We start from the raw sequence: 19169 nt of genomic DNA, 5'->3' as shown, positions 1-19169 counted from the left end.
AGCATGCGCGGCCATTTCATGCTTGGGGGCGGGGACCACCTGCGCCTGAGTCAGCAACTGATCGATGCGAACGTAGCGACGGGCACTACTTTATCGGTCTCCTCCTGAAAAGCGGAACAGCTGGGCTAAAGCAGGACACGGCCATGTCGTTGCGATATATGCGCAAGGCGGCTGAGTAGGCTCATGGCAAGGCAGCTATTGCTTTGGGTATCGACTTTAAAAACGAGGGCCGGTTTCAAGAAGCGCTTGAGATCCTCCAGATGGGATTTGTAGGAGGTAACGAGTGCTGCTAGTCGCTTGGGAAAAGCATTTCGAGCGCCTCTCCTCACCAATAAGGCGCCTGCCGGCGATGGACGTTAACGATATCGCGTGCATTCAGGGTGTGTGCGGTGTTCTCCAGGCCATCGCGAGCAGGCTCGCTCCTACAAATCCTGCGTACACCACCCAGGCCAACACCAGCCTCGGGTACGCCGCAGACCCTATGGGAGTTCAAGCCGGCTCCCACAGGTTTCTTGACTGGCATCGTGAACACGCTCGTGATTTCACGCAGCAAAGGTGTAACGGTCCTTGCCGCTGTGTTTGGCCTGGTACAGCGCTTCGTCGGCTTTTCTCAATGCCTGGCTCAATGAGTCGCTGGCGGCCACCTGGGTCAGGCCGATGCTGATGGTCACCGGGTATTCGCTGGGATCCTCGCGCACTGTCTGGCACAGGCGTGCGGCCAGGTCTTCGACGTCGTCACGGTGGACCCCGGACAAGTAGATCGCAAATTCCTCACCCCCCAGTCGTGCGTACGCGTATTCGGCCATGACCGCCTTGATGTTGGCCGCGATGCGTTTGAGCACCAGGTCGCCAATGTCGTGCCCGTAGGTGTCATTGACCTTCTTGAAATTGTCGATATCGACCATCGCCAGGTAATGCTCGTGCTCACGCGGGTGCGCTTGCAGCTGCCGGGTGGCAGTGGTCATGAACGCGCGGCGATTGGGGATTTCGGTCAGCGTGTCGAGGTAGGCCTGGTCCAGCAGCAGCTTCGACATGATGTAGGCGTAGAGCCTGGCTTGGCGCAGTTTCACAAAGCTGTAGAGGGTCAGGGCGCTGAGGAATACCGAGTAGCAGGCGGTTATCGTGCCCTTGAGGTCCAGCAGTTCTATATCGGTGCCGTAGAAGGGGTTGAGCACCAGCCAGGTGATCAGCAGCGCGCCGTAGAACGAGCCGTGGCTCAGCGGCAGCACCGAGGCGCTGTAGAGAATGCTGGAGGCGGCCAGTACCAGCCAGGCCGGTTGCAAGTTCGCGGGCAAGGCGTCGATGACCATGCGGATACTCAGGGTCATCAGTAGCACGAACAGCACATTGAGGCGGTGAAAGTGCAGGGCTTTGCGGGTGAACGCCAGGAGGGTCGCAATGATCGAAAGGGCCCCCAGGAACAGTGGCGAGAGGTAGGTAAAGCGCAGCCCGCCCATGAAGCTGACGATCAGGTCGAAGACCAGCCAGATCACGATGCTGGCGATGTAGATCAACAGGCAGAAACGCTGTTGCCGCTCGAAGTGATACTGCGCAAATTCCCGTTGCAAGGCTGCCGGGGCAGCTTTTTTCAGCACTTCATTTTCAATGGTCTTGAACATCGTTCGCCTTGTTTTCCCTGGAATACCCGGACGCACATGGATGTCGGCTGAAGCTTGAATAGAAGCAGGCCGGCGCGGTGTTGTCCAACGGCGTGAGGCGGATGCGAGTGTTGCCTTGGTCGCGGCGGGTGAACAAATACCCTGGGATTCTCCCGGCGCGCTGTGGCACACTTTTCGCCGTTGGTTCCGCTATTGCATATCTTGTTCCGCTATAGCGGAATTAGCCGTTACTTCTCACACAGGAGATCCACCATGAGCATCACTCGTTATGGCACCGGCAGCACCGCCGGCGGCGGTCAGCCGCGTCCTTTCGCCCGGGCTGTTGAAGCCGACGGCTGGCTGCATGTGTCGGGGCAGGTGCCGGCGGTGGATGGCGAAATCATTGTCGGCGGGATCGTCGAGCAGACCCACCAGACCCTGCGCAACCTGGTGGCGATCCTCGAAGAAGCCGGTTACGGCCTCGAAGACGTGGTGCGCACCGGCGTCTGGCTGGCGGACCCACGGGATTTCTGGAGCTTCAACAAAGTCTTCTCCGAGTACTTCAGTCCTGAACATGCGCCGGCCCGGGCCTGTGTGCAAGCGAACATGATGGTCGACTGCAAGGTCGAGATCGATTGCGTCGCCTACAAGAAAAAAGCCTGAAGCCGGGGAGGCCGCAACCATGAGCGACGACCCTATCAAGCGTCGGGCCCGAGGGCTGGACCGGGCGTTCGATATCCTCGACTTCCTCAAGGAAATCGGCGAGCCGCTGCGTCCCAACGATATCGCCAACGGCATCGGCAGCCCGAAGTCCACGGTCTACGAGCTGGTGGCGGCCCTACTGGAGCGGCGGATCCTGCAGCCGGTGGGCAAGGACGGGCATGTGTACCTGGGGCGCCAGCTGTACTTTCTGGGGCAGGCGCACTTGCGTCATTTCGACCTCACCCGCGAAGCCGGGCAGGCCCTGCAGGAGATCGTCAGCCAGACTGGCGAAACCGCGCAGATGTGCCTGCTCAACGGGCGCAAATACACGGTGGCGCTGATGCAGGAGGGCCAGCGGCATTTCCGTATTTCCTCGGACATCGGCGAGAACGCGCCGATCCCCTGGACCGCGTCCGGGCGCCTGCTGCTGGCGCACCTGAGTGACCAGCAGATTGTCGAGCTGATTGCCGCCGAGGACTTCATCCTGCCTGACGGCCAGGCGCTGCCGGTGCCACGTTTCCTGGCCGAGATCCGCCAGGCCGGGATCGATGGGTTCTTCTCCTTCGACAGCGTGGCCGACACCTTCACCCATTGTTTCGCCGCCCCGGTCAAAGACCCGGACGGCGTGGCCATTGCCACCTTGTGCATCGTCGCTCCAAGGGCCGATGCCAGGGACCACTACGACGCCTACCGCCGGGTGCTGATCGACAGCGCCAACCGCATGGCCCGGCGCCTCAACGAATAACCCTGGCCGCTGCCGGCCGTGCAAGGAGTGAAAGCATGTCTTTTACGTTGAACATCGCTGCCGTGGAAAAAGGCGCTGCGCCGGTGGGCGCGCACCTGGTGCGGGACGTCAGCCTGCCGGCGTTGGTGCTGCACCGCGCAGCGCTTGAGCACAACATCAGCTGGATGCAGCAGTTCGTTTCTGCCAGCGGCGCGCAACTGGCGCCCCACGGCAAAACCAGCATGACCCCGGCCCTGTTTCGCCGGCAACTGGCGGCCGGTGCCTGGGGCATTACCCTGGCCACCGCCGTGCAGACCCGAGCCGCCTACGCCCACGGCGTGCGTCGGGTATTGATGGCCAACCAGTTGGTCGGCGCACCGAACATGGCGCTGATTGCCGACCTGTTGGTCGACCCGGACTTTGATTTCCACTGCATGGTCGATCACCCGGACAACGTCGCCGACCTCGGTGCGTTTTTTGCCGCGCGCGGGCAGCGCTTGAACGTGATGATCGAGTACGGCGTGGTCGGTGGTCGTTGTGGTTGCCGCAGCGAAGCCGAAGTCCTGGTGCTGGCGGCGGCGATCGAGGCCCATCCGAGCCTGGCCTTGACCGGTATCGAAGGCTACGAAGGGGTGATCCACGGTGAGCAGGCGGTCAGTGGCATCCGTGAGTTTGCCGCCTCCCTGGTGCGTCTGGCCGTGCAGTTGCAAGACAGCGGCGCGTTCGCCCTGGAGCGGCCGATCGTCACGGCATCGGGGTCGGCCTGGTACGACCTGATCGCCGAATCCTTTGCGGCGCAGAACGCGGCGGGGCGTTTTCTCAGCGTGTTGCGCCCGGGCAGTTATGTGGCCCACGACCATGGCATCTACAAGGAGGCGCAATGCTGCGTGCTGGGTCGCCGTAGCGACCTGCACGAAGGCCTGCGCCCGGCGCTGGAAGTCTGGGCCCATGTGCAGTCGTTGCCGGAACCGGGCTTTGCGGTGATTGCCCTGGGCAAGCGCGACGTGGCCTACGACGCCGGATTGCCGGTGCCGTTGCGCCGCTACCCGGCCGGTGTAGTCCCGGCGGTGGGCGATGACGTGGCGGCGTGCAAGGTCACGGCGGTGATGGACCAGCATGCCTTCATGACAGTGGCACCGGGCATCGAGCTGCGGGTAGGCGACATCATTTCGTTCGGCACCTCCCACCCGTGCCTGACGTTCGATAAATGGCGCAACGGCTTGTTGGTGGATGAGCAGTTGCAGGTGATTGAAAGCATGCCGACCTGTTTCTAGGCCGCTCCCACAGGCGAACCACCCGGGAATCTATGCTGATGAATACGCGTGGCCCCAATCCCCCAGGTGCCGAGCGCATTGATTCCCAGGAGCTGAAGCCAGGGCTCAGTCGCGGTAGAACACCTGCACCAGGTGATAACCGAACTTGCTCTTGATCGGCCCGTGGACCACGCGCAACGGCTTTTTGAAAATCACCGCATCGATGGCGCCGACCATTTGCCCGGGCCGGACTTCGCCGAGGTCGCCGCCGCGCTTGCCGGACGGGCAGGTGGAGTACTTCTTGGCCAGCACATCGAACGCCTCGCCCTTGGCGATACGTTGCTTGAGCTGTTCGGCCTCATCGGCAGTTTTCACCAGAATATGGCGGGCTTGAGCTTTCATTCGGACAGTTACCCTGGAACGGTGGTGGCGGCGGGGCGCGATTATGCCTGATATCCGCCTGCGGGGCGGATCATCTGGCGAATCTTGCCGGCCAGTTGTTCGAGGGTAAACGGCTTGGCCAGCAGGTCCATGCCCTCGTCGAGAAAGCCTTGGCGTTCGGCGGCCTGTTGCGCGTAGCCGGTCATGAACAGCACTTTCAGCTCGGGGCGATGCTGGCGGGCGATCTCCGCCAGTTGCCGGCCATTCATCCCGGGCAGGCCGACGTCGGTCACCAGCAGATCGATGCGCAACTCCGATTCCAGCAAGCGCAGCGCGGTGTTGGCGTCTTCGGCGGCGTGGGTGCTGTAGCCCAGTTCCGTGAGCACGTTTTGCACCAACAGGCGCACCGCCGGGTCATCTTCCACCAGCAGCACCGACTCACCGGCGACCGCGAAGGTACTGCCCAGGTTCGGCGTGGGGGCCGCCGCCTGCGCCGGGCTGTGCAGGCGCGGCAGGTACAGACGCACGCAGGTGCCCTGGCCGGCCTCGCTGCTGAGCGTGGCGTGGCCGCCGGATTGCTGGGCAAAACCGTAGATCATCGACAAGCCCAGGCCAGTGCCCTGGCCAATGGGCTTGGTGGTGAAGAAGGGGTCGAAGGCCTTGGCCAGCACGCGTGGGCTCATGCCCGAACCGTTGTCGCGTACGCCGAGCATGACGTAGTCGCCGGCCTTGACCGGCTCCAGGGTGCTGATGTCGTTGCCGTCCAGGTAGCTGTTGGCGGTTTCGATCAGCAATTCGCCGCCGTCGGGCATGGCATCGCGGGCGTTGATCACCAGGTTGAGCAGGGCATTTTCCAACTGCCCGGCATCGGTGTTGACCGGCCACACGCCGGGGGCCAGATCGAATTTCAGTTCGATGTGTTCGCCCTTGGTGCGGCGGATCAACTCTTCGAGCGAACGCACCAGGTTGTTGGGGTCCAGCGGTTGGCGATCCAGCGATTGCCGGCGGGAGAAGGCCAGCAGGCGGTGGGTCAGGGCGGCTGCGCGATTGGCCGAGGCCACGGCCGCCTCGGCAAAGCGCCCGATGTCCTCGGTACGGCCCTCGCCGATGTAGCGCTGGATCAGGTCCAGGCTGCCGATGATGCCGGTCAGCATGTTGTTGAAGTCATGGGCGATGCCGCCGGTGAGCTGTCCCACGGCTTCCATTTTCTGCGCATGGCGCAACGCATCCTCGGCCCGTTCACGCTCGAACATTTCGTTCTGCAGGCGCTGGTTGACCTCCGCCAGGGCTTGGGTGCGCGCGGCCACCCGTTCCTCCAGGGTTTCATTGAGATTGCGCAGGGCTTGCTCGGTCTGTTTGCGTTCGGTCAGGTCGAGGGCAGCGCCAAGAAAGCGGATCGGCCGGCCGTGGTGATCCTTGTAGCAGCGGCCCCGGGCAAACACCCAGCGCACCTCGCCATTGGCTTGCAGCAGGCGGTATTCCTCGGCGTATTCGTCGGCGTGGGTGATGCAGTGCTTGATGCTGCGCGTGACCATGGCCCGGTCTTGCGGGTGCACGCCGTGCAGGTACTCGCTGATGGGCAACTGGCCGGCGCGGCTCGGGTCGACGCCGTGCAACTGGGCGAAATGGGCGTCGGCGAGAAACCGGTCGTTGCCGATATCCCAGTCCCAGGTGCCGACCGACTCGGTGGCGGCCAGGGCCAGTTGCAGGCGCTGCTCGCTGTCTTGCTGGGCCTTGAGGCTGGCGTCCGAGCGTTGCTTGAGCTCCAGGGCGATGCGCCGGCGTTCGTTGGTTTCGATGGCGGTGACCAGGATCCCGGCGACTTGCCCATGCTCGTCGCGTATCGGGCTGTAGGTCAGGTCCAGCCAGAACTCCTGTTCCTGGCCTTCGCGTTGCAGGCTGAACCGTTGCTCGCTGTAGGAGCGCACCTGGCCCTGCAGCACCGCGCGGTAGATCGGCGTGGTGAAATCCTCGAGCTCCGGCCACGTCAGGTGCGTGGGCTGGCCGAACGCCTTGGGGTGTTTGTTGCCGGCCAGCAGGGCGAAGCCGTCGTTGTAGATCTGCGCCAGTTGCGGGCCCCAGAGCAGGAGCATGGGCATCGGCGAGTGAATCACGATGTCCACCGCGGTGCGCAGGCTCTGCGGCCACTGACTGGCAGGCCCCAGCGGGCTTTGTGTCCAGTCGAGGCGGGCAATCAGGGCCTGGGCGTCGCCGCCGTTGGGGGAGTGATTCATCGCGGGTTCCTGCGTCCTGTCATCGGGCATGTCGAGGATGTAGACGCCTGGCGGCCGGAAAAGTCTCGCCGCTGCCCGATTTCATCGCCCAGCCTGCGTTACTCCTGCAGTTCCGGGCGCTGGCGAAACTGCTCCAGGGCCTCGGGATTGGCCAGGGCGTCGGTGTTTTTCACCGGCCGGCCGTGCACCACATTGCGCACTGCCAGCTCGACCACCTTACCGCTGATGGTGCGCGGGATGTCGCTGACCGCGAGGATTTTCGCCGGCACGTGACGCGGTGTGGTGTTGGCGCGGATCACGTGGCGAATCTGTTGCTCCAGGGCCTCGTCCAGCACTGCGCCGTCGGCCAGGCGCACGAACAGCACCACGCGCACGTCGTCCTGCCACTGTTGGCCGATGGCGACGCAATCCTGTACCTGGGCAACCTTTTCCACCTGGCGATAGATTTCCGCCGTGCCAATGCGCACGCCGCCCGGGTTGAGCACGGCGTCGGAGCGGCCATGGATCATCCAGCTGCCATGCGTCAGTTCTTCGGCGTAGTCGCCCTGGGCCCAGACGCCGGGGAACTGGCTGAAGTAGGAGTCGTGGAGTTTTTCCTGCTGGGGGTCGTTCCACAGGCCGATGGGCATGGCCGGGAAGTGGCGGGTGCAGACCAGTTCGCCTTTCTCGCCAATCACCCGCTGGCCCGCGTCGTTCCACACTTCGATGGCCATGCCCAGGCCCTTGCCTTGCATCTCGCTGCGACGCACGGGCAGCAACGGGTTGCCGGCGACAAAGCAGGAGATGATGTCGGTACCGCCGGACATCGAGGCCAGGCACAGGTCGGGCTTGATCTGCCGGTAAACGTAGTCGTAGCTGTGGGGCGACAGCGCCGAGCCGGTCGAGAGCAGGGTCTTGAGGCTGCTCAGGTCATGGCTCAGGCGCGGTTGCAGGCCGTTGCTTTCCAGGGTGGCCAGGTACTTGGGGCTGGTGCCGAAGACGGTGATGCGTTCGTGCTCGATCAAGTCGAGCAGGCGTTGCGGCCCCGGATGGAAGGGCGAGCCGTCGTACAACACGATGCTGCTGCCCACGGCCAGTGCCGAGACGAGCCAGTTCCACATCATCCAGCCGCAGGTGGTGTAGTAGAACAATCGGTCGGCGGGCCCGAGGTCGACGTGTAGGCCGTGTTCCTTGACGTGTTGCAGGAGCACGCCACCGGTGCTGTGGATGATGCATTTGGGCACGCCGGTGGTGCCGCTGGAATAGAGGATGTACAGCGGGTGGGCAAAGGGCACGGCGACAAATTCAGGCTCGCCGCCGGCCTGATAAAAGTCCTGCCACAGGCTGATGCGGGCCTGGCTGGCGTAGTCCTCGGTACGTGCCTGGGGACGGGCGTACGGCACGATGATCAAGTGTTCCAGGGATGGCAGGCGCTGGAGGATTTCGTTGAGTTTGAGGGTTTGGTCGATGGCCTTGCCGGCATAGTGATAGCCGGCACAGGTTATCAGCACTTTGGGTTCGATCTGGCCGAACCGGTCGATCACGCCCTGGGTGCCGAAGTCCGGCGAAGAACAGGACCAGACCGCCCCCAGGCTGGTGGTGGCGAGCATGCCGACCAGGGTTTGCCAGGTGTTGGGCATGCACGCCGCGACCCGGTCGCCAAGGCCGACGCCGGCTGCTTGCAGGCTCTTTTGCAGGCCGGCTACGTGGCTGGCCAGTTCGGCAAAACTCAGTTGTTCGCGCTGGCCATCCTCGCCGATGGCGATCACCGCCACCGCGTCATCGCGCCGGCGCAACAGGTGTTCGGCAAAATTCAGGGTGGCCCCGGGAAACCACTGGGCGCTGGGCATCTGCCGGCCTTCACGCAGCACCGTCTCGGGGGGCTGGTGGAAGGTGATGCCGAAGTAGTCGACGATGGCCTGCCAGAAGTCTTCGCGCTGGTCGATGCTCCACTGGTGCAGGGCCGGGTAGTCGGTGATTGCCAGGGCGTGGCGCTGGTTGCACAGGTGCCGGAAGGCCTCCATGCGGGTCTGGGCGATGCGTTCGGGGCTGGGTTGCCAGAGGATTTCGGACATGACTTGCCTCTTGTTTTTAGGTTGGGGCAGGTGGTGCTGGGTGTAATTTTTATTGTTTGGGGGGTGGGTGTGGGGCGAGCCCACAATCCCACCGACACACCCACCAAGGCAGTGCGTTACTGCGCCAGCCACCCGCCATCGATATTCCAGGCCGCGCCACGTACCTGGCTGCCCGCATCGCTGCACAGGAACAGCACCAGTTCGCCCAGTTGCGGCGGGGTGACGAATTCCAGCGACGGTTGTTTCTCGGCCAGCAGGTCATGCTGGGCCTGCTGCGGCTCGACGCCAGCGGCGGCGCGGTCATCGATCTGCTTCTGCACCAGCGGCGTCAGCACCCAGCCGGGGCAAATGGCGTTGCAGGTGACGTTGCTGGTGGCGGTTTCCAGGCCGACCACCTTGGTCAGGCCGATCACCCCATGCTTGGCGGCGACGTACGCGGCCTTGCCCACCGAACCGACCTGGCCGTGCACCGAGGCGATGTTGATGATCCGCCCCCAGCCCTTGGCGCGCATGCCCGGCAGGCTCAGGCGGGTGCTGTGGAACACCGACGACAGGTTGATCGCGATGATCGCGTCCCAGCGCTCCACCGGGAAGTCTTCCACGTCCGATACGTGCTGGATCCCGGCGTTGTTGACCAGGATGTCGACGCCACCGAACTCGCGCTCGGCGTAGGCCAGCATCTCGGCGATTTGCGCCGGGTCGCTGACGTCGGCCGGGTGATGGCCGACCTTGCCGCCCAATTGCGCGACGTCGGCGATGACCTGCGAGGCGTCGCCAAACCCATTGAGGATCAGGTTGGCGCCGGCCTTGGCCAGGCTCAGGGCGATGCCCAGGCCGATGCCGCTGGTGGAACCGGTGACCAGTGCGGTCTTGCCCGAAAGAGATGTCATGAATGCCTCACACAATGCCGGTGGCGTAGAAGGTAGCGATGACGACGAAGACCGCCAGGGTCTTGATCAGCGTAATACAGAAAATGTCTTTGTAGGCTTCGCGGTGGGTCAGGCCCGTGACCGCCAGCAGGGTAATCACCGCGCCGTTGTGGGGCAGGGTGTCCATGCCGCCACTGGCCATGGCCGCCACCCGGTGCAGCACTTCCAGGGGGATGTTGGCAGCGTGGGCGGCGGCGATGAAGTCGTTGGCCATGGCCGCCAGCGCGATGCTCATGCCGCCCGAGGCGGAACCGGTGATACCGGCCAGCAGGGTCACGGTGATCGCTTCATTGACCAGCGGATTGGGGATGGTTTTGAGCCAGTCGGCCAGCACCAGGAAACCCGGCAGGGAGGCGATGACCGCACCGAAGCCGTATTCCGAGGCCGTGTTCATGGCCGCCAGCAGGGCGCCGCTGACCGCACTTTTGCTGCCTTCGGCAAGCTTGCTGCGAATGGCCTGGAAGCCGAATACCAGCACCATCAGGATGCCCACCAGCAAGGCTGCCTGCACGGCCCAGATGGCGGTGAGCTTGGCGATTTCGGTGGTCACCGGCGCGGTCATGCCGGGCAGGCTGAGGCTGTGGGTCTTGCCGTACCACTGGGGAATCCAGTGGGTGAACAGCAGGTTCATGATGCCCACCGCCAGCAGCGGCGACAGAGCCAGCCAGGGGTTGGGCAGCTTGAGGTCCTCGGCGGTTTCCGGCTCGTTGCGCAGCTCGCTGCCATAACCTTCACCGCTGCGCTGGGCCTTGTTGCGCTGGCGCTGGAGAAACAGCATGCCGGCGCAGAACACGAATATCGTGCCGATCACCCCCAGCCACGGCGCAGCCCAGGCGGTGGTGTTGAAGAAGGTGCTGGGGATGATGTTCTGGATTTGCGGGGTACCTGGCAGGGCATCCATGGTGAACGAGAACGCGCCAAGGGCGATGGTGGCCGGGATCAGTCGCTTGGGAATGTTGCTTTGCTTGAACATCTCGGCCGCAAAGGGGTACACGGCGAACACCACCACGAACAGCGAGACGCCGCCGTAGGTGAGCAGGGCGCAGACCAGCACGATCACCAGCATTGCCTGGCGAGTGCCCAGCAGGCGGATCGCGGCGGCCACGATCGAGCGCGAGAAACCCGACAGCTCGATCAGCTTGCCGAACACCGCACCGAGCAGGAAGACCGGGAAATACAGTTTGATGAAGCCGACCATTTTCTCCATGAACACCCCGGTAAAGGCGGGAGCAACGGCGGAGGGGTCGGTCAGCAGGACGGCGCCAAGGGCGGCAATCGGGGCAAAGAGGATAACGCTATAGCCACGGTAGGCTGCGAGCATCAGCAGCGCGAGGGCTGCCAAGGCAATGATCACACTCATGGTGTGTCTCCTTCGATTGTTATTTTTTTAGGGGTGAAGCGGGTGTGAGAGGGGCTATAGCGGGTTTTGTGCCAGGTTTGTAAGTGGTTGATATAAAACAATAAATTCTATTATTGGTAATATTTTTTAATGTTTTGTCTCGGTTTTGAGAGCTGTGATGATGGAAAGGGCGCGTTCGCTGGCAAGCCAATTCCTACAAGGGATGGGTATTTCCCTGTAGGCGCTGGCTCGTCAGCGACCCATGACGACCCTGTCTCTCTATAAAGACCGATGTCTCAATAAGGAGACTCGGCAATCCCCAGCGCCGCCATTTTCTTGTATAAGGTTGAGCGGCCCAACCCCAGCCTGACCGCGGCTTCCGGCACTTTGCCGGCGCACTGGGCCAGGGTGCTCTGGATCAACTGCCGGTCGAAACGCTCACGGGCGGCGCTGAAGGTTTCGTTCGCCAGCGGCTCTGTCGGCACTGCTGCCGCGCGTTGCACGGGCACCAGGCTGCCGATGGCTGCGCGAATTTCGCCGGCGTCGAGGATCAGGTCGTCGCTGAGCAAGGCGGCCCGCTCCAGCACGTTGCGCAGTTCGCGGATGTTGCCCGGCCAGGCGTGCTGGCCCAGCAGTTCCAGGGCTGGCGGGTCGAGTTCGTGCTGGCTGCGCAGTTCTTCGAGAATCGCTTCGCTCAAGGCGGGCAGGTCGTCGAGGCGCTCGCGCAGGGGTGGCACCTGGATCGGCAGGACGTTGAGGCGGTAATACAGGTCGGCGCGAAACTCGCCGCGCTTGATCGCCGCCTCAAGGTCGGTGGAGGTCGCGGCGATGACGCGCACGTCACTCTGGATCATTTCATTGGAGCCCACTGGCTCGAATTCCTTTTCCTGCAGGACCCGCAGCAACTTGCTTTGCAGCGGCAGGGGCATGTCGCCGATCTCATCGAGAAACAGGGTGCCGCCCTGGGCGATTTGCAGCTTGCCGGCGCGCCCCTTGCGATCGGCACCGGTGAAGGCGCCGGGGGCGGTGCCGAAGAACTCGGCTTCCAGCAGCGCTTCGGGGATCGCCGCGCTGTTGATGCTGACAAAGGCTTTGTGTGCCCGGGGCGAGGCGCTGTGAATGGCCTGGGCCAACAGTTCCTTGCCGGTACCGGTTTCCCCCAGCAGCAACACCGGCGAGTCGGTGCTGGCGCTGCGTCGGGCACGGCGTTTGACCTCCAGGCTGGCGGTGCTGGTGCCGATGAAGTGAGCAAAGGTGTACTTGGCCTGGCGGGCCCGCAGCAAGGAGCGGGTGGAGGCCAGTTCCTCCTGCATGCTCAGGTAGCGCTTGAGCATCGGCGACAGGCTGCGCAGTTCATCGAACAGGGCAAAGCCGATGGCGCCGATCACGGCCCCGGCATCGTCGTGGATCGGCAGGCGCATCACCACCAGCGGTTCCTTGGAGGTGTCCTGCATGTCCAGCAGGATCGGCCGGCCGCTGCGCACCACCTCGCGCAACAGGCTGCCGGGGATCACGCTTTCGCAGGCCTTGCCGATGGCCACGGCGGCCGACTCCAGGCCAAAGCGCCGGGCATAACGCTCGTTCATCCAGACGATATTGGCATCGCGGTCGACAATCACCGTGCCTTCGCTCGATTGCTCGATGATCTCGAACAAGGAGCGGATCGCCAGCGTGCGTACGCGTTGGTAGTCCTTGAGGTTTTCGCCGGTGTTCATCGGTTCATTTCCGAAGGGTGTGTGGTGGGTGATGGCCTCATCACGAGCAAGCTCGCTCCCACATATTCCATGTGGGAGCGAGCTTGCTCGCGATGAGGGCAATACGGTCCGGCGGCAGGCGCGCAATCATGCCCACCCCGGATGGGCGGCGGCCAACAGTTCTCTGGTGTAAGGATGTTGCGGTGCGTCGAACACATCATGGCTGGCGCCGCGTTCGACCACCTTGCCGTCCTTGATCACGATCATGTCGTGGGCCAGGGCGCGGACCACCGACAGGTCGTGGCTGATGAACAGGTAGGTCAGGCCGTGTTTCTCCTGGAGCTGGCGGAGCAGGGCGACCACCTGTTTTTGCACGGTGCGGTCCAGCGCCGAGGTCGGTTCGTCGAGCAGGATCAGCGCCGGCTTGAGCACCAGGGCGCGGGCGATGGCGATGCGTTGGCGCTGGCCACCGGAAAACTCGTGGGGGTAACGATGGCGGCTCTGTGGGTCCAGGCCGACTTCCTTGAGCACCTGGATCACCTGGGCTTCGCACTCCTGGGCGGTGCACTGGCTGTGGACCTCCAGGCCCTCGCTGATGATTTGCGCCACGGACATCCGCGGACTCAGGCTGCCAAAGGGGTCCTGGAACACCACCTGCATCTGTTTGCGCCAGGGCCGCAGTTGCTTCTGGTTGAGACCGTCCAGCGCCTCGCCCTGGAAGCGGATGCTGCCCGCGGAGTCCAGCAGGCGCAGGATCGCCTGGCCGAGGGTCGACTTGCCCGAGCCGGACTCACCGACGATGCCCAGGGTCTTGCCCCGTTGAATGCTCAGGCTGATGCCGTCCACGGCGTGCAGCCAGGTCTTGCGCTGGAACAACCCACCGCCGAGGGGGAAACGCACGCTCAGGTCGGTGACTTCCAGCACGGCTTCGCGTTCATCCCGGGGCAGGGCTTCACCTTCTGGCTCGGCGTTGAGCAGCTCGCAGCTATAAGGGTGCTGCGGTGCGGTGAACAGGGTTTCACAGGCGGCCTGTTCGACGATCTCGCCGCCGCGCATCACGCAGACGCGCTGGGCGATGCTGCGCACCAGGTTGAGGTCGTGGCTGATCAGCAGCAGCGACATGCCCAGGCGTTGTTGCAGGGACTTGAGCAGCAGCAGGATCTTGCGCTGCACCGTCACGTCCAGGGCGGTGGTGGGTTCGTCGGCGATCAGCAGTTCCGGCTCGCAGGCCAGTGCCATGGCAATCATCACCCGTTGCCGCTGGCCGCCGGAGAGTTGGTGCGGGTAGGCCTTGAGACGCTCCCTGGGGTTGGCAATGCCCACCAGTTCGAGCAGTTCCAGGATCCGCAGTTGCGCGGCCTTGCCGCCCAGGCCTTTGTGCACCAGCAGGGTTTCGCCGATCTGTTTTTCGATGCTGTGCAGGGGGTTGAGGGAGGTCATCGGCTCCTGGAAGATCATCGCGATGCGGTTGCCGCGCAGGGCGCGCAAGGTGCTGGCCTCGGCACCGAGCAACTGCTGGCCACGGTAGCGAATGCTGCCCGAGGACTGAGTGCCACACTCGGGCAGCAGTTGCAGGATCGAGTGGGCGGTCACTGACTTGCCCGAGCCGGATTCACCGACCAGCGCCAGGCACTCGCCGGCACGGATGTCCAGGCACAGGTCGCGCACCGCCACCTGGCCGTTGAAGGCCACGTTGAGGTTACGGATTTCGATCAGGTTGTCGCTCATGGCAATAGTGCCCTCAAGACCTTGGATCAAGATCGCGGATCAAGATCGTGGATCAAGATCGTGGATCAAACGCGTCGCGCAAGGCTTCGCCGATAAATACCAGCAGCGACAGAATCAGTGCCAGGGTGAAAAACGCCGTCAGCCCGAGCCACGGCGCTTGCAGGTTCTGTTTGCCCTGGCCGATCAGTTCGCCCAGCGACGCACTACCGGCCGGCATGCCAAAACCGAGGAAGTCCAGGGCGGTCAGGGTCGAGATGGCGCCGGTGAGAATGAACGGCAGGTAGCTCAGGGTTGCGTTCATGGCGTTGGGCAGGATGTGCCGCACGATCACCTTGCGGTCGTTCAGGCCCAGGGCCCGGGCGGCCTTGACGTATTCCAGGTTGCGTCCGCGCAGGAATTCGGCGCGCACCACGTCCACCAGGGCCAGCCAGGAAAACAGCGCCATGATCCCCAGCAGCCACCAGAAATTCGGTTCGACGAAGCCAGACAGGATGATCAGCAGGTACAGCACCGGCAACCCCGACCAGACTTCCAGCAAGCGCTGGCCCAGCAGGTCGACCCAGCCACCGTAGTAACCCTGCAGGGCGCCGGCGGCGATGCCGATCAACGCGCTGATGACGGTCAGCGCCAGGGCGAACAGGATCGACACCCGGGCGCCGAAGATCACCCGCGCCAGCACATCCCGGGCCTGGTCGTCGGTGCCCAACCAATTGACCTTCGAGGGTGGGCTCGGTGCGGGTTGGTTGAGGTCATAGTTGGGCGTGTCATCGCTGAACGGAATCGGCGGGAACAGCATCCAGCCGCCGTCCTTGTGGATCAGCTTCTGCACATAGTCGCTGCGGTAGTCGGCCTGGAATGGCAGTTGACCGCCGAATTCCTGCTCGGTGTACCGCTTGAACGCCGGGAAATACAGGCTGTTCTGGTAGCTGAGGACCAGCGGTTTGTCGTTGGCGATCAGCTCACCGCCCAGGGTCAGCAGGAACAGACCGATGAACAGCCACAGTGACCACCAGCCACGGCGGTTTTTCTTGAAGCGCTCGAAGCGTCGGCGCGCCAGGGGCGACAGATTGAGCATCAGGCGTTCCTCGCGGCAAAGTCGATGCGCGGGTCGACCAGGGTGTAGCACAGGTCGCCAATCAGTTTTATCAGCAGGCCGAACAGGGTGAAGATGAACAACGAGCCGAACACCAACGGATAGTCCCGTGACACCGCCGCTTCATAGCTCATGCGCCCCAGGCCATCGAGGGAGAAGATCACCTCGATCAGCAGTGAGCCGGCGAAGAACACGCTGATGAACGCCTGGGGAATCCCCGACACCACCAGCAGCATGGCGTTGCGGAACACGTGGCCGTACAGCACCCGGCGCTCGCTCAGGCCCTTGGCACGGGCGGTGACCACGTACTGGCGGGTGATTTCGTTGAGGAAGGAGTTTTTGGTGAGGATGGTCAGGGTCGCGAAACCGCCGACCACCAGCGCTGTCACCGGCAGCACCAGGTGCCAGAAGTAGTCGGCGATTTTACCCGGGGTCGACAACTGTTCGAAGTTTTCCGAGACCAGGCCGCGCACCGGAAACCAGTTGAGCGAGGTGCCGCCGGCGAAGATCACGATCAGGAACATGGCGAACAGAAAGGCCGGCATGGCATAGCCGACGATGATCGCGGTGCTGCTCCAGATGTCGAACTGGCTGCCGTGGTGCACGGCCTTGCGGATGCCCAGCGGGATCGATACCAGGTAGGTGATCAGGGTGGCCCAGAGCCCGAGGGAAATGGTCACCGGCATTTTTTCCAGGATCAGCTCGGTGACCGTGGCCCCGCGAAAGAAGCTCTTGCCGAAATCCAGTTGGGCGTAGCTCTTGAGCATCAGCCACAGGCGCTCATGGGCCGGCTTGTCGAAACCGTACTGCTTTTCGATGTCCTTGATCAGCTGTGGATCGAGGCCGCGACTGGCGCGCGAGCCGTGGCTCAGGCCGTCGCCGGACGCGCCGAGGCTGCCACCCCCGCCAATCCCCTGCAAATGCGCGATGGCCTGTTCCACCGGGCCCCCGGGCGCGGCCTGGACGATCACGAAATTGACCAGCAGGATGATCACCAGGGTCGGGATGATCAGCAACAAGCGGCGCAAGACATAAGCCAGCATCAGCGCGGTCCTCCGGGCTGGCCACGCTTGATGCGTTCGGCGGCCATCTGTTCATTGGTCAGGGGCGTGGTGCTCACTTGCCACCAGCTCTCGATGGCTTCGTCATTGCTGGCCGGTACCGCCGGCATGCCAAAGCGGTTCCACCACACCGTGGAGCTGCCCGGCGGGTAGTAGTTGGGAATCCAGTAGTAGTTCCATTGCAGGACCCGGTCCAGGGCGTGGGCATGGCGCAGCATGTCGGCCTGGGTGGTGGCCTTGACCAGACCGTCGAGCAGGCGGTCGACGGCGGGGTTCTGCAAGGCCATGTAGTTGTTGGCGCCGGGATCGTTGGCCGCGGCCGAGCCGAAATAGTTGAACAGCTCACCGCCCGGCGAGGTGCTGACCGGGTAGCCGGTGACGATCATGTCGTAGTCGCGGCTCATCAGCCGATTGACGTACTGCGAGGAGTCGATCAGGCGGATATTGAGGCGGATGCCGATCTGCGCCAGGGTGCGTTTATAGGGGAGTAACAGGCGATCCATGCCGTTCTGGCTGATCAGGAACGTGAACGCCAGCGGCTCCCCCTGGGCATTGACCAGTTGGTCGCCGTCGGGTTTCCAGCCGGCCTGTTCCAGCAGGTCCAGGGCTTGCAGTTGCTTGTCGCGAATCAAGCCGCTGCCATCGGTTTTCGGCGCTTCGAAGACCTGGGTGAAGACCTCGTCGGGAATCTGCCCGCGCAGGGGCTCGAGAATCGCCAGTTCAGCGGCATCCGGCAGTTGGCGCGCGGCCAGTTCGGTGTTGGAGAAGAAGCTCTGTTGGCGGATGTACAGGTCACGCATCATCTGCCGGTTGCTCCACTCGAAATCCCAGAGCATGGCCAGGGCCTGGCGCACGCGGCGGTCCTTGAAGATCGGGTTCTGCAGGTTGAACACAAACCCCTGGGACGGTTGTGGAGCCTGCTTGGCCAGATGGGCTTTCTGCAGGCGGCCGTCGTTCAGGGCCGGGCCGTCGTAGCCGATGGAAAAACCGGTGGCGGAGAACTCGCGGTTGTAGTCGTAGGCACCGCCACGCAGGACCTGGCGCGCCACGTCGGTGTCGCCAAAGTACTCGATGCTGAAGCGGTCGAAGTTGTACAGGCCGCGGCTGACGGGCAAGTCCTTGCCCCACCAGTCGGGGTTGCGCTCGAAGGTGATGCTGCGCCCGGAGTCGACCTTGCTGACCCGGTACGGCCCGCTGCCCAGGGGCGCCTCGTAGCCGCCACCGTTGGCGAAGTCGCGGGTTTTCCACCAGTGCTCGGGGAACACCGGCAAGGTCGCGATATCCAAGGCCAGGGTGCGATTCTGGTTGTTCTTGAAGTCGAAGCGAATGGTCCGGGGCGACTCGACCTCGACCCCTTTGACGTCGGCGAACTGGGTGCGATAGCGCAGGCTGCCCTGGGTCATCAGCAGGTCGAAGGTGTAGTGCACGTCCTCGGCGGTGATGGCGCTGCCGTCGGCAAAGCGGGCTTTGGGATTGAGGTAGAAGCGCAACCACAGACCGTCCTCGGCGCGCTCCATTTTTTCCGCCACCAGCCCGTAGACCGTGTAGGGCTCGTCCAGCGAGCGTTGGGCCAGGGGCGAATACACCATGCCATCGAGCTGGCTGACGCCAATGCCTTTGTCGATGTAGGGCGAGACGTGGTCAAAGCGCCCGATTTCAATGGCCGAACGACGCATGCTGCCGCCCTTGGGGGCTTGCGGGTTGGCATAGGCAAAGTGGCTGAAGCCGGCAGGGTACTTGGCCGGTTCGCCGTAGACGGTGAGGGCGTGCTGGGGGGCTGCGTTCACGGTGGTCGCGCTCAGCAGCAGGGCCAGGACCGTGGAGATCAATAAGGAGAAAGCCAGTCGCATTGTCAGCCTTAAGAGCCGGGTGATCGATGGTTCGATTTGTACGCTAGCGGCGCAGGCCTGGCCAGCCAAAAACGTTCGGCACAAACACAACGGCCCACCAGAAGGCGGGCCGTTGTTCAGGCAATTGGCGGTGGATCAGTCCTGACGGCTGGTCACTTCCAGCAGGTGGTAGCCGAACTGGGTCTTGACCGGGCCTTGTACGGTGTTGACTGGCGCGCTAAAGACCACGGTGTCGAATTCCTTGACCATCTGACCAGGACCGAACGAACCCAGGTCGCCGCCTTGACGGCTGGACGGGCAGGTGGAGTTGGCTTTGGCAACTTCGGCGAAATCAGCGCCGCCTTCGATCTGGGCTTTCAGTTCGTTGCACTTGGCTTCGCTGGCAACCAGGATGTGACGGGCAGTGGCTTTGGCCATGGGAAGAATCTCCATTCAATGTTCAATAAAGTGCTGAGCCTACCGGATTCAGAGGGCTATTTCTCGTCATTCTGCTGCCTGGTCCTGCGTCAAAGCGCCGTCGGTCGAAAAT

Annotated in this window: 15 protein-coding genes; 3 read left to right on the top strand and 12 right to left on the bottom strand. The window is 63.4% G+C overall.

Going from position 1 to position 19169, the window contains the following annotated elements; all coding sequences use genetic code 11:
- Nucleotides 1-542: 542 nt before the first annotated feature.
- The gene (locus H7995_RS17550) at nucleotides 543-1619 is read right to left on the bottom strand and encodes a GGDEF domain-containing protein (RefSeq protein WP_185818678.1); all 1077 of its coding nucleotides are present in this window, start codon (nucleotides 1617-1619) and stop codon (nucleotides 543-545) included.
- Nucleotides 1620-1871: 252 nt separating this feature from the next.
- On the opposite strand from H7995_RS17550, the gene H7995_RS17545 reads away from it, so the two are divergent.
- From H7995_RS17545 to H7995_RS17535, 3 genes are read left to right on the top strand one after another with little or no spacing between them, the layout of a single operon-like run.
- Entirely contained in the window at nucleotides 1872-2261 is a 390-nt protein-coding gene (locus H7995_RS17545; protein WP_095170372.1) for a RidA family protein, read from the top strand.
- Between the two features lie 19 nt (nucleotides 2262-2280).
- The gene (locus H7995_RS17540; protein ID WP_166589510.1) at nucleotides 2281-3045 is read left to right on the top strand and encodes an IclR family transcriptional regulator; all 765 of its coding nucleotides are present in this window, start codon (nucleotides 2281-2283) and stop codon (nucleotides 3043-3045) included.
- A gap of 35 nt (nucleotides 3046-3080) precedes the next feature.
- Complete coding sequence (locus H7995_RS17535) at nucleotides 3081-4298, top strand: amino acid deaminase (protein ID WP_185818677.1); 1218 nt, start codon at nucleotides 3081-3083, stop codon at nucleotides 4296-4298.
- 105 nt (nucleotides 4299-4403) lie between these two features.
- Here H7995_RS17535 and H7995_RS17530 read toward each other — a convergent pair whose 3' ends face one another.
- The 11 genes from H7995_RS17530 to H7995_RS17480 all read right to left on the bottom strand — a co-directional run bounded on the left by H7995_RS17530 (nucleotide 4404) and on the right by H7995_RS17480 (nucleotide 19057).
- Nucleotides 4404-4679 carry a peptidylprolyl isomerase gene (locus H7995_RS17530; protein WP_095170376.1) on the bottom strand — a complete coding sequence of 92 codons (276 nt, stop codon included), beginning with the start codon at nucleotides 4677-4679 and terminating at the stop codon, nucleotides 4404-4406.
- Nucleotides 4680-4720: 41 nt separating this feature from the next.
- Nucleotides 4721-6892 (bottom strand): response regulator, encoded by a 2172-nt coding sequence (locus H7995_RS17525; protein ID WP_185818676.1) that lies wholly within the window; start codon nucleotides 6890-6892, stop codon nucleotides 4721-4723.
- Nucleotides 6893-6990: 98 nt separating this feature from the next.
- Complete coding sequence (locus tag H7995_RS17520; RefSeq protein ID WP_185818675.1) at nucleotides 6991-8946, bottom strand: acetoacetate--CoA ligase; 1956 nt, start codon at nucleotides 8944-8946, stop codon at nucleotides 6991-6993.
- Between the two features lie 116 nt (nucleotides 8947-9062).
- Nucleotides 9063-9836, bottom strand: a complete 774-nt coding sequence (locus H7995_RS17515; RefSeq protein WP_185818674.1) for a 3-hydroxybutyrate dehydrogenase — start codon at nucleotides 9834-9836, stop codon at nucleotides 9063-9065.
- A gap of 7 nt (nucleotides 9837-9843) precedes the next feature.
- Entirely contained in the window at nucleotides 9844-11235 is a 1392-nt protein-coding gene (locus H7995_RS17510) for a GntP family permease (RefSeq protein ID WP_166589504.1), read from the bottom strand.
- A 275-nt stretch (nucleotides 11236-11510) separates the two neighbouring features.
- Nucleotides 11511-12929 carry a sigma-54 interaction domain-containing protein gene (locus H7995_RS17505; RefSeq protein WP_166589503.1) on the bottom strand — a complete coding sequence of 473 codons (1419 nt, stop codon included), beginning with the start codon at nucleotides 12927-12929 and terminating at the stop codon, nucleotides 11511-11513.
- A gap of 126 nt (nucleotides 12930-13055) precedes the next feature.
- A complete protein-coding gene (locus tag H7995_RS17500) occupies nucleotides 13056-14636 on the bottom strand; it encodes an ABC transporter ATP-binding protein (protein ID WP_166589502.1) in 1581 nt (526 codons plus the stop codon).
- Between the two features lie 52 nt (nucleotides 14637-14688).
- Nucleotides 14689-15711: an ABC transporter permease gene (locus tag H7995_RS17495; protein WP_166589501.1), complete on the bottom strand. Its 1023-nt coding sequence runs from the start codon at nucleotides 15709-15711 to the stop codon at nucleotides 14689-14691.
- Complete coding sequence (locus H7995_RS17490) at nucleotides 15711-16772, bottom strand: microcin C ABC transporter permease YejB (RefSeq protein WP_185818673.1); 1062 nt, start codon at nucleotides 16770-16772, stop codon at nucleotides 15711-15713. Before H7995_RS17490 ends, H7995_RS17495 begins: the two co-directional genes overlap by 1 nt.
- Complete coding sequence (locus H7995_RS17485; protein WP_185818672.1) at nucleotides 16772-18640, bottom strand: extracellular solute-binding protein; 1869 nt, start codon at nucleotides 18638-18640, stop codon at nucleotides 16772-16774. Before H7995_RS17485 ends, H7995_RS17490 begins: the two co-directional genes overlap by 1 nt.
- 135 nt (nucleotides 18641-18775) lie before the next feature.
- The gene (locus tag H7995_RS17480) at nucleotides 18776-19057 is read right to left on the bottom strand and encodes a peptidylprolyl isomerase (protein ID WP_008369704.1); all 282 of its coding nucleotides are present in this window, start codon (nucleotides 19055-19057) and stop codon (nucleotides 18776-18778) included.
- Nucleotides 19058-19169 lie beyond the last annotated feature (112 nt).

This window comes from Pseudomonas kielensis (genome assembly GCF_014236655.1).
Classification (GTDB): domain Bacteria; phylum Pseudomonadota; class Gammaproteobacteria; order Pseudomonadales; family Pseudomonadaceae; genus Aquipseudomonas; species Aquipseudomonas kielensis.
This window is presented reverse-complemented; position numbering and strand designations above follow the sequence as displayed.

Bases quoted from the DNA above. Each gene is read 5' to 3' on its own strand.
- H7995_RS17515 (WP_185818674.1), bottom strand. From the start codon at position 9,836: ATGACATCTCTTTCGGGCAAGACCGCACTGGTCACCGGTTCCACCAGC.
- H7995_RS17500 (WP_166589502.1), bottom strand. From the start codon at position 14,636: ATGAGCGACAACCTGATCGAAATCCGTAACCTCAACGTGGCCTTCAAC.
- H7995_RS17530 (WP_095170376.1), bottom strand. From the start codon at position 4,679: ATGAAAGCTCAAGCCCGCCATATTCTGGTGAAAACTGCCGATGAGGCC.
- H7995_RS17505 (WP_166589503.1), bottom strand. From the start codon at position 12,929: ATGAACACCGGCGAAAACCTCAAGGACTACCAACGCGTACGCACGCTG.
- H7995_RS17535 (WP_185818677.1), top strand. From the start codon at position 3,081: ATGTCTTTTACGTTGAACATCGCTGCCGTGGAAAAAGGCGCTGCGCCG.
- H7995_RS17540 (WP_166589510.1), top strand. From the start codon at position 2,281: ATGAGCGACGACCCTATCAAGCGTCGGGCCCGAGGGCTGGACCGGGCG.
- H7995_RS17510 (WP_166589504.1), bottom strand. From the start codon at position 11,235: ATGAGTGTGATCATTGCCTTGGCAGCCCTCGCGCTGCTGATGCTCGCA.
- H7995_RS17545 (WP_095170372.1), top strand. From the start codon at position 1,872: ATGAGCATCACTCGTTATGGCACCGGCAGCACCGCCGGCGGCGGTCAG.
- H7995_RS17480 (WP_008369704.1), bottom strand. From the start codon at position 19,057: ATGGCCAAAGCCACTGCCCGTCACATCCTGGTTGCCAGCGAAGCCAAG.
- H7995_RS17490 (WP_185818673.1), bottom strand. From the start codon at position 16,772: ATGCTGGCTTATGTCTTGCGCCGCTTGTTGCTGATCATCCCGACCCTG.
- H7995_RS17525 (WP_185818676.1), bottom strand. From the start codon at position 6,892: ATGAATCACTCCCCCAACGGCGGCGACGCCCAGGCCCTGATTGCCCGC.
- H7995_RS17485 (WP_185818672.1), bottom strand. From the start codon at position 18,640: ATGCGACTGGCTTTCTCCTTATTGATCTCCACGGTCCTGGCCCTGCTG.
- H7995_RS17495 (WP_166589501.1), bottom strand. From the start codon at position 15,711: ATGCTCAATCTGTCGCCCCTGGCGCGCCGACGCTTCGAGCGCTTCAAG.
- H7995_RS17520 (WP_185818675.1), bottom strand. From the start codon at position 8,946: ATGTCCGAAATCCTCTGGCAACCCAGCCCCGAACGCATCGCCCAGACC.
- H7995_RS17550 (WP_185818678.1), bottom strand. From the start codon at position 1,619: ATGTTCAAGACCATTGAAAATGAAGTGCTGAAAAAAGCTGCCCCGGCA.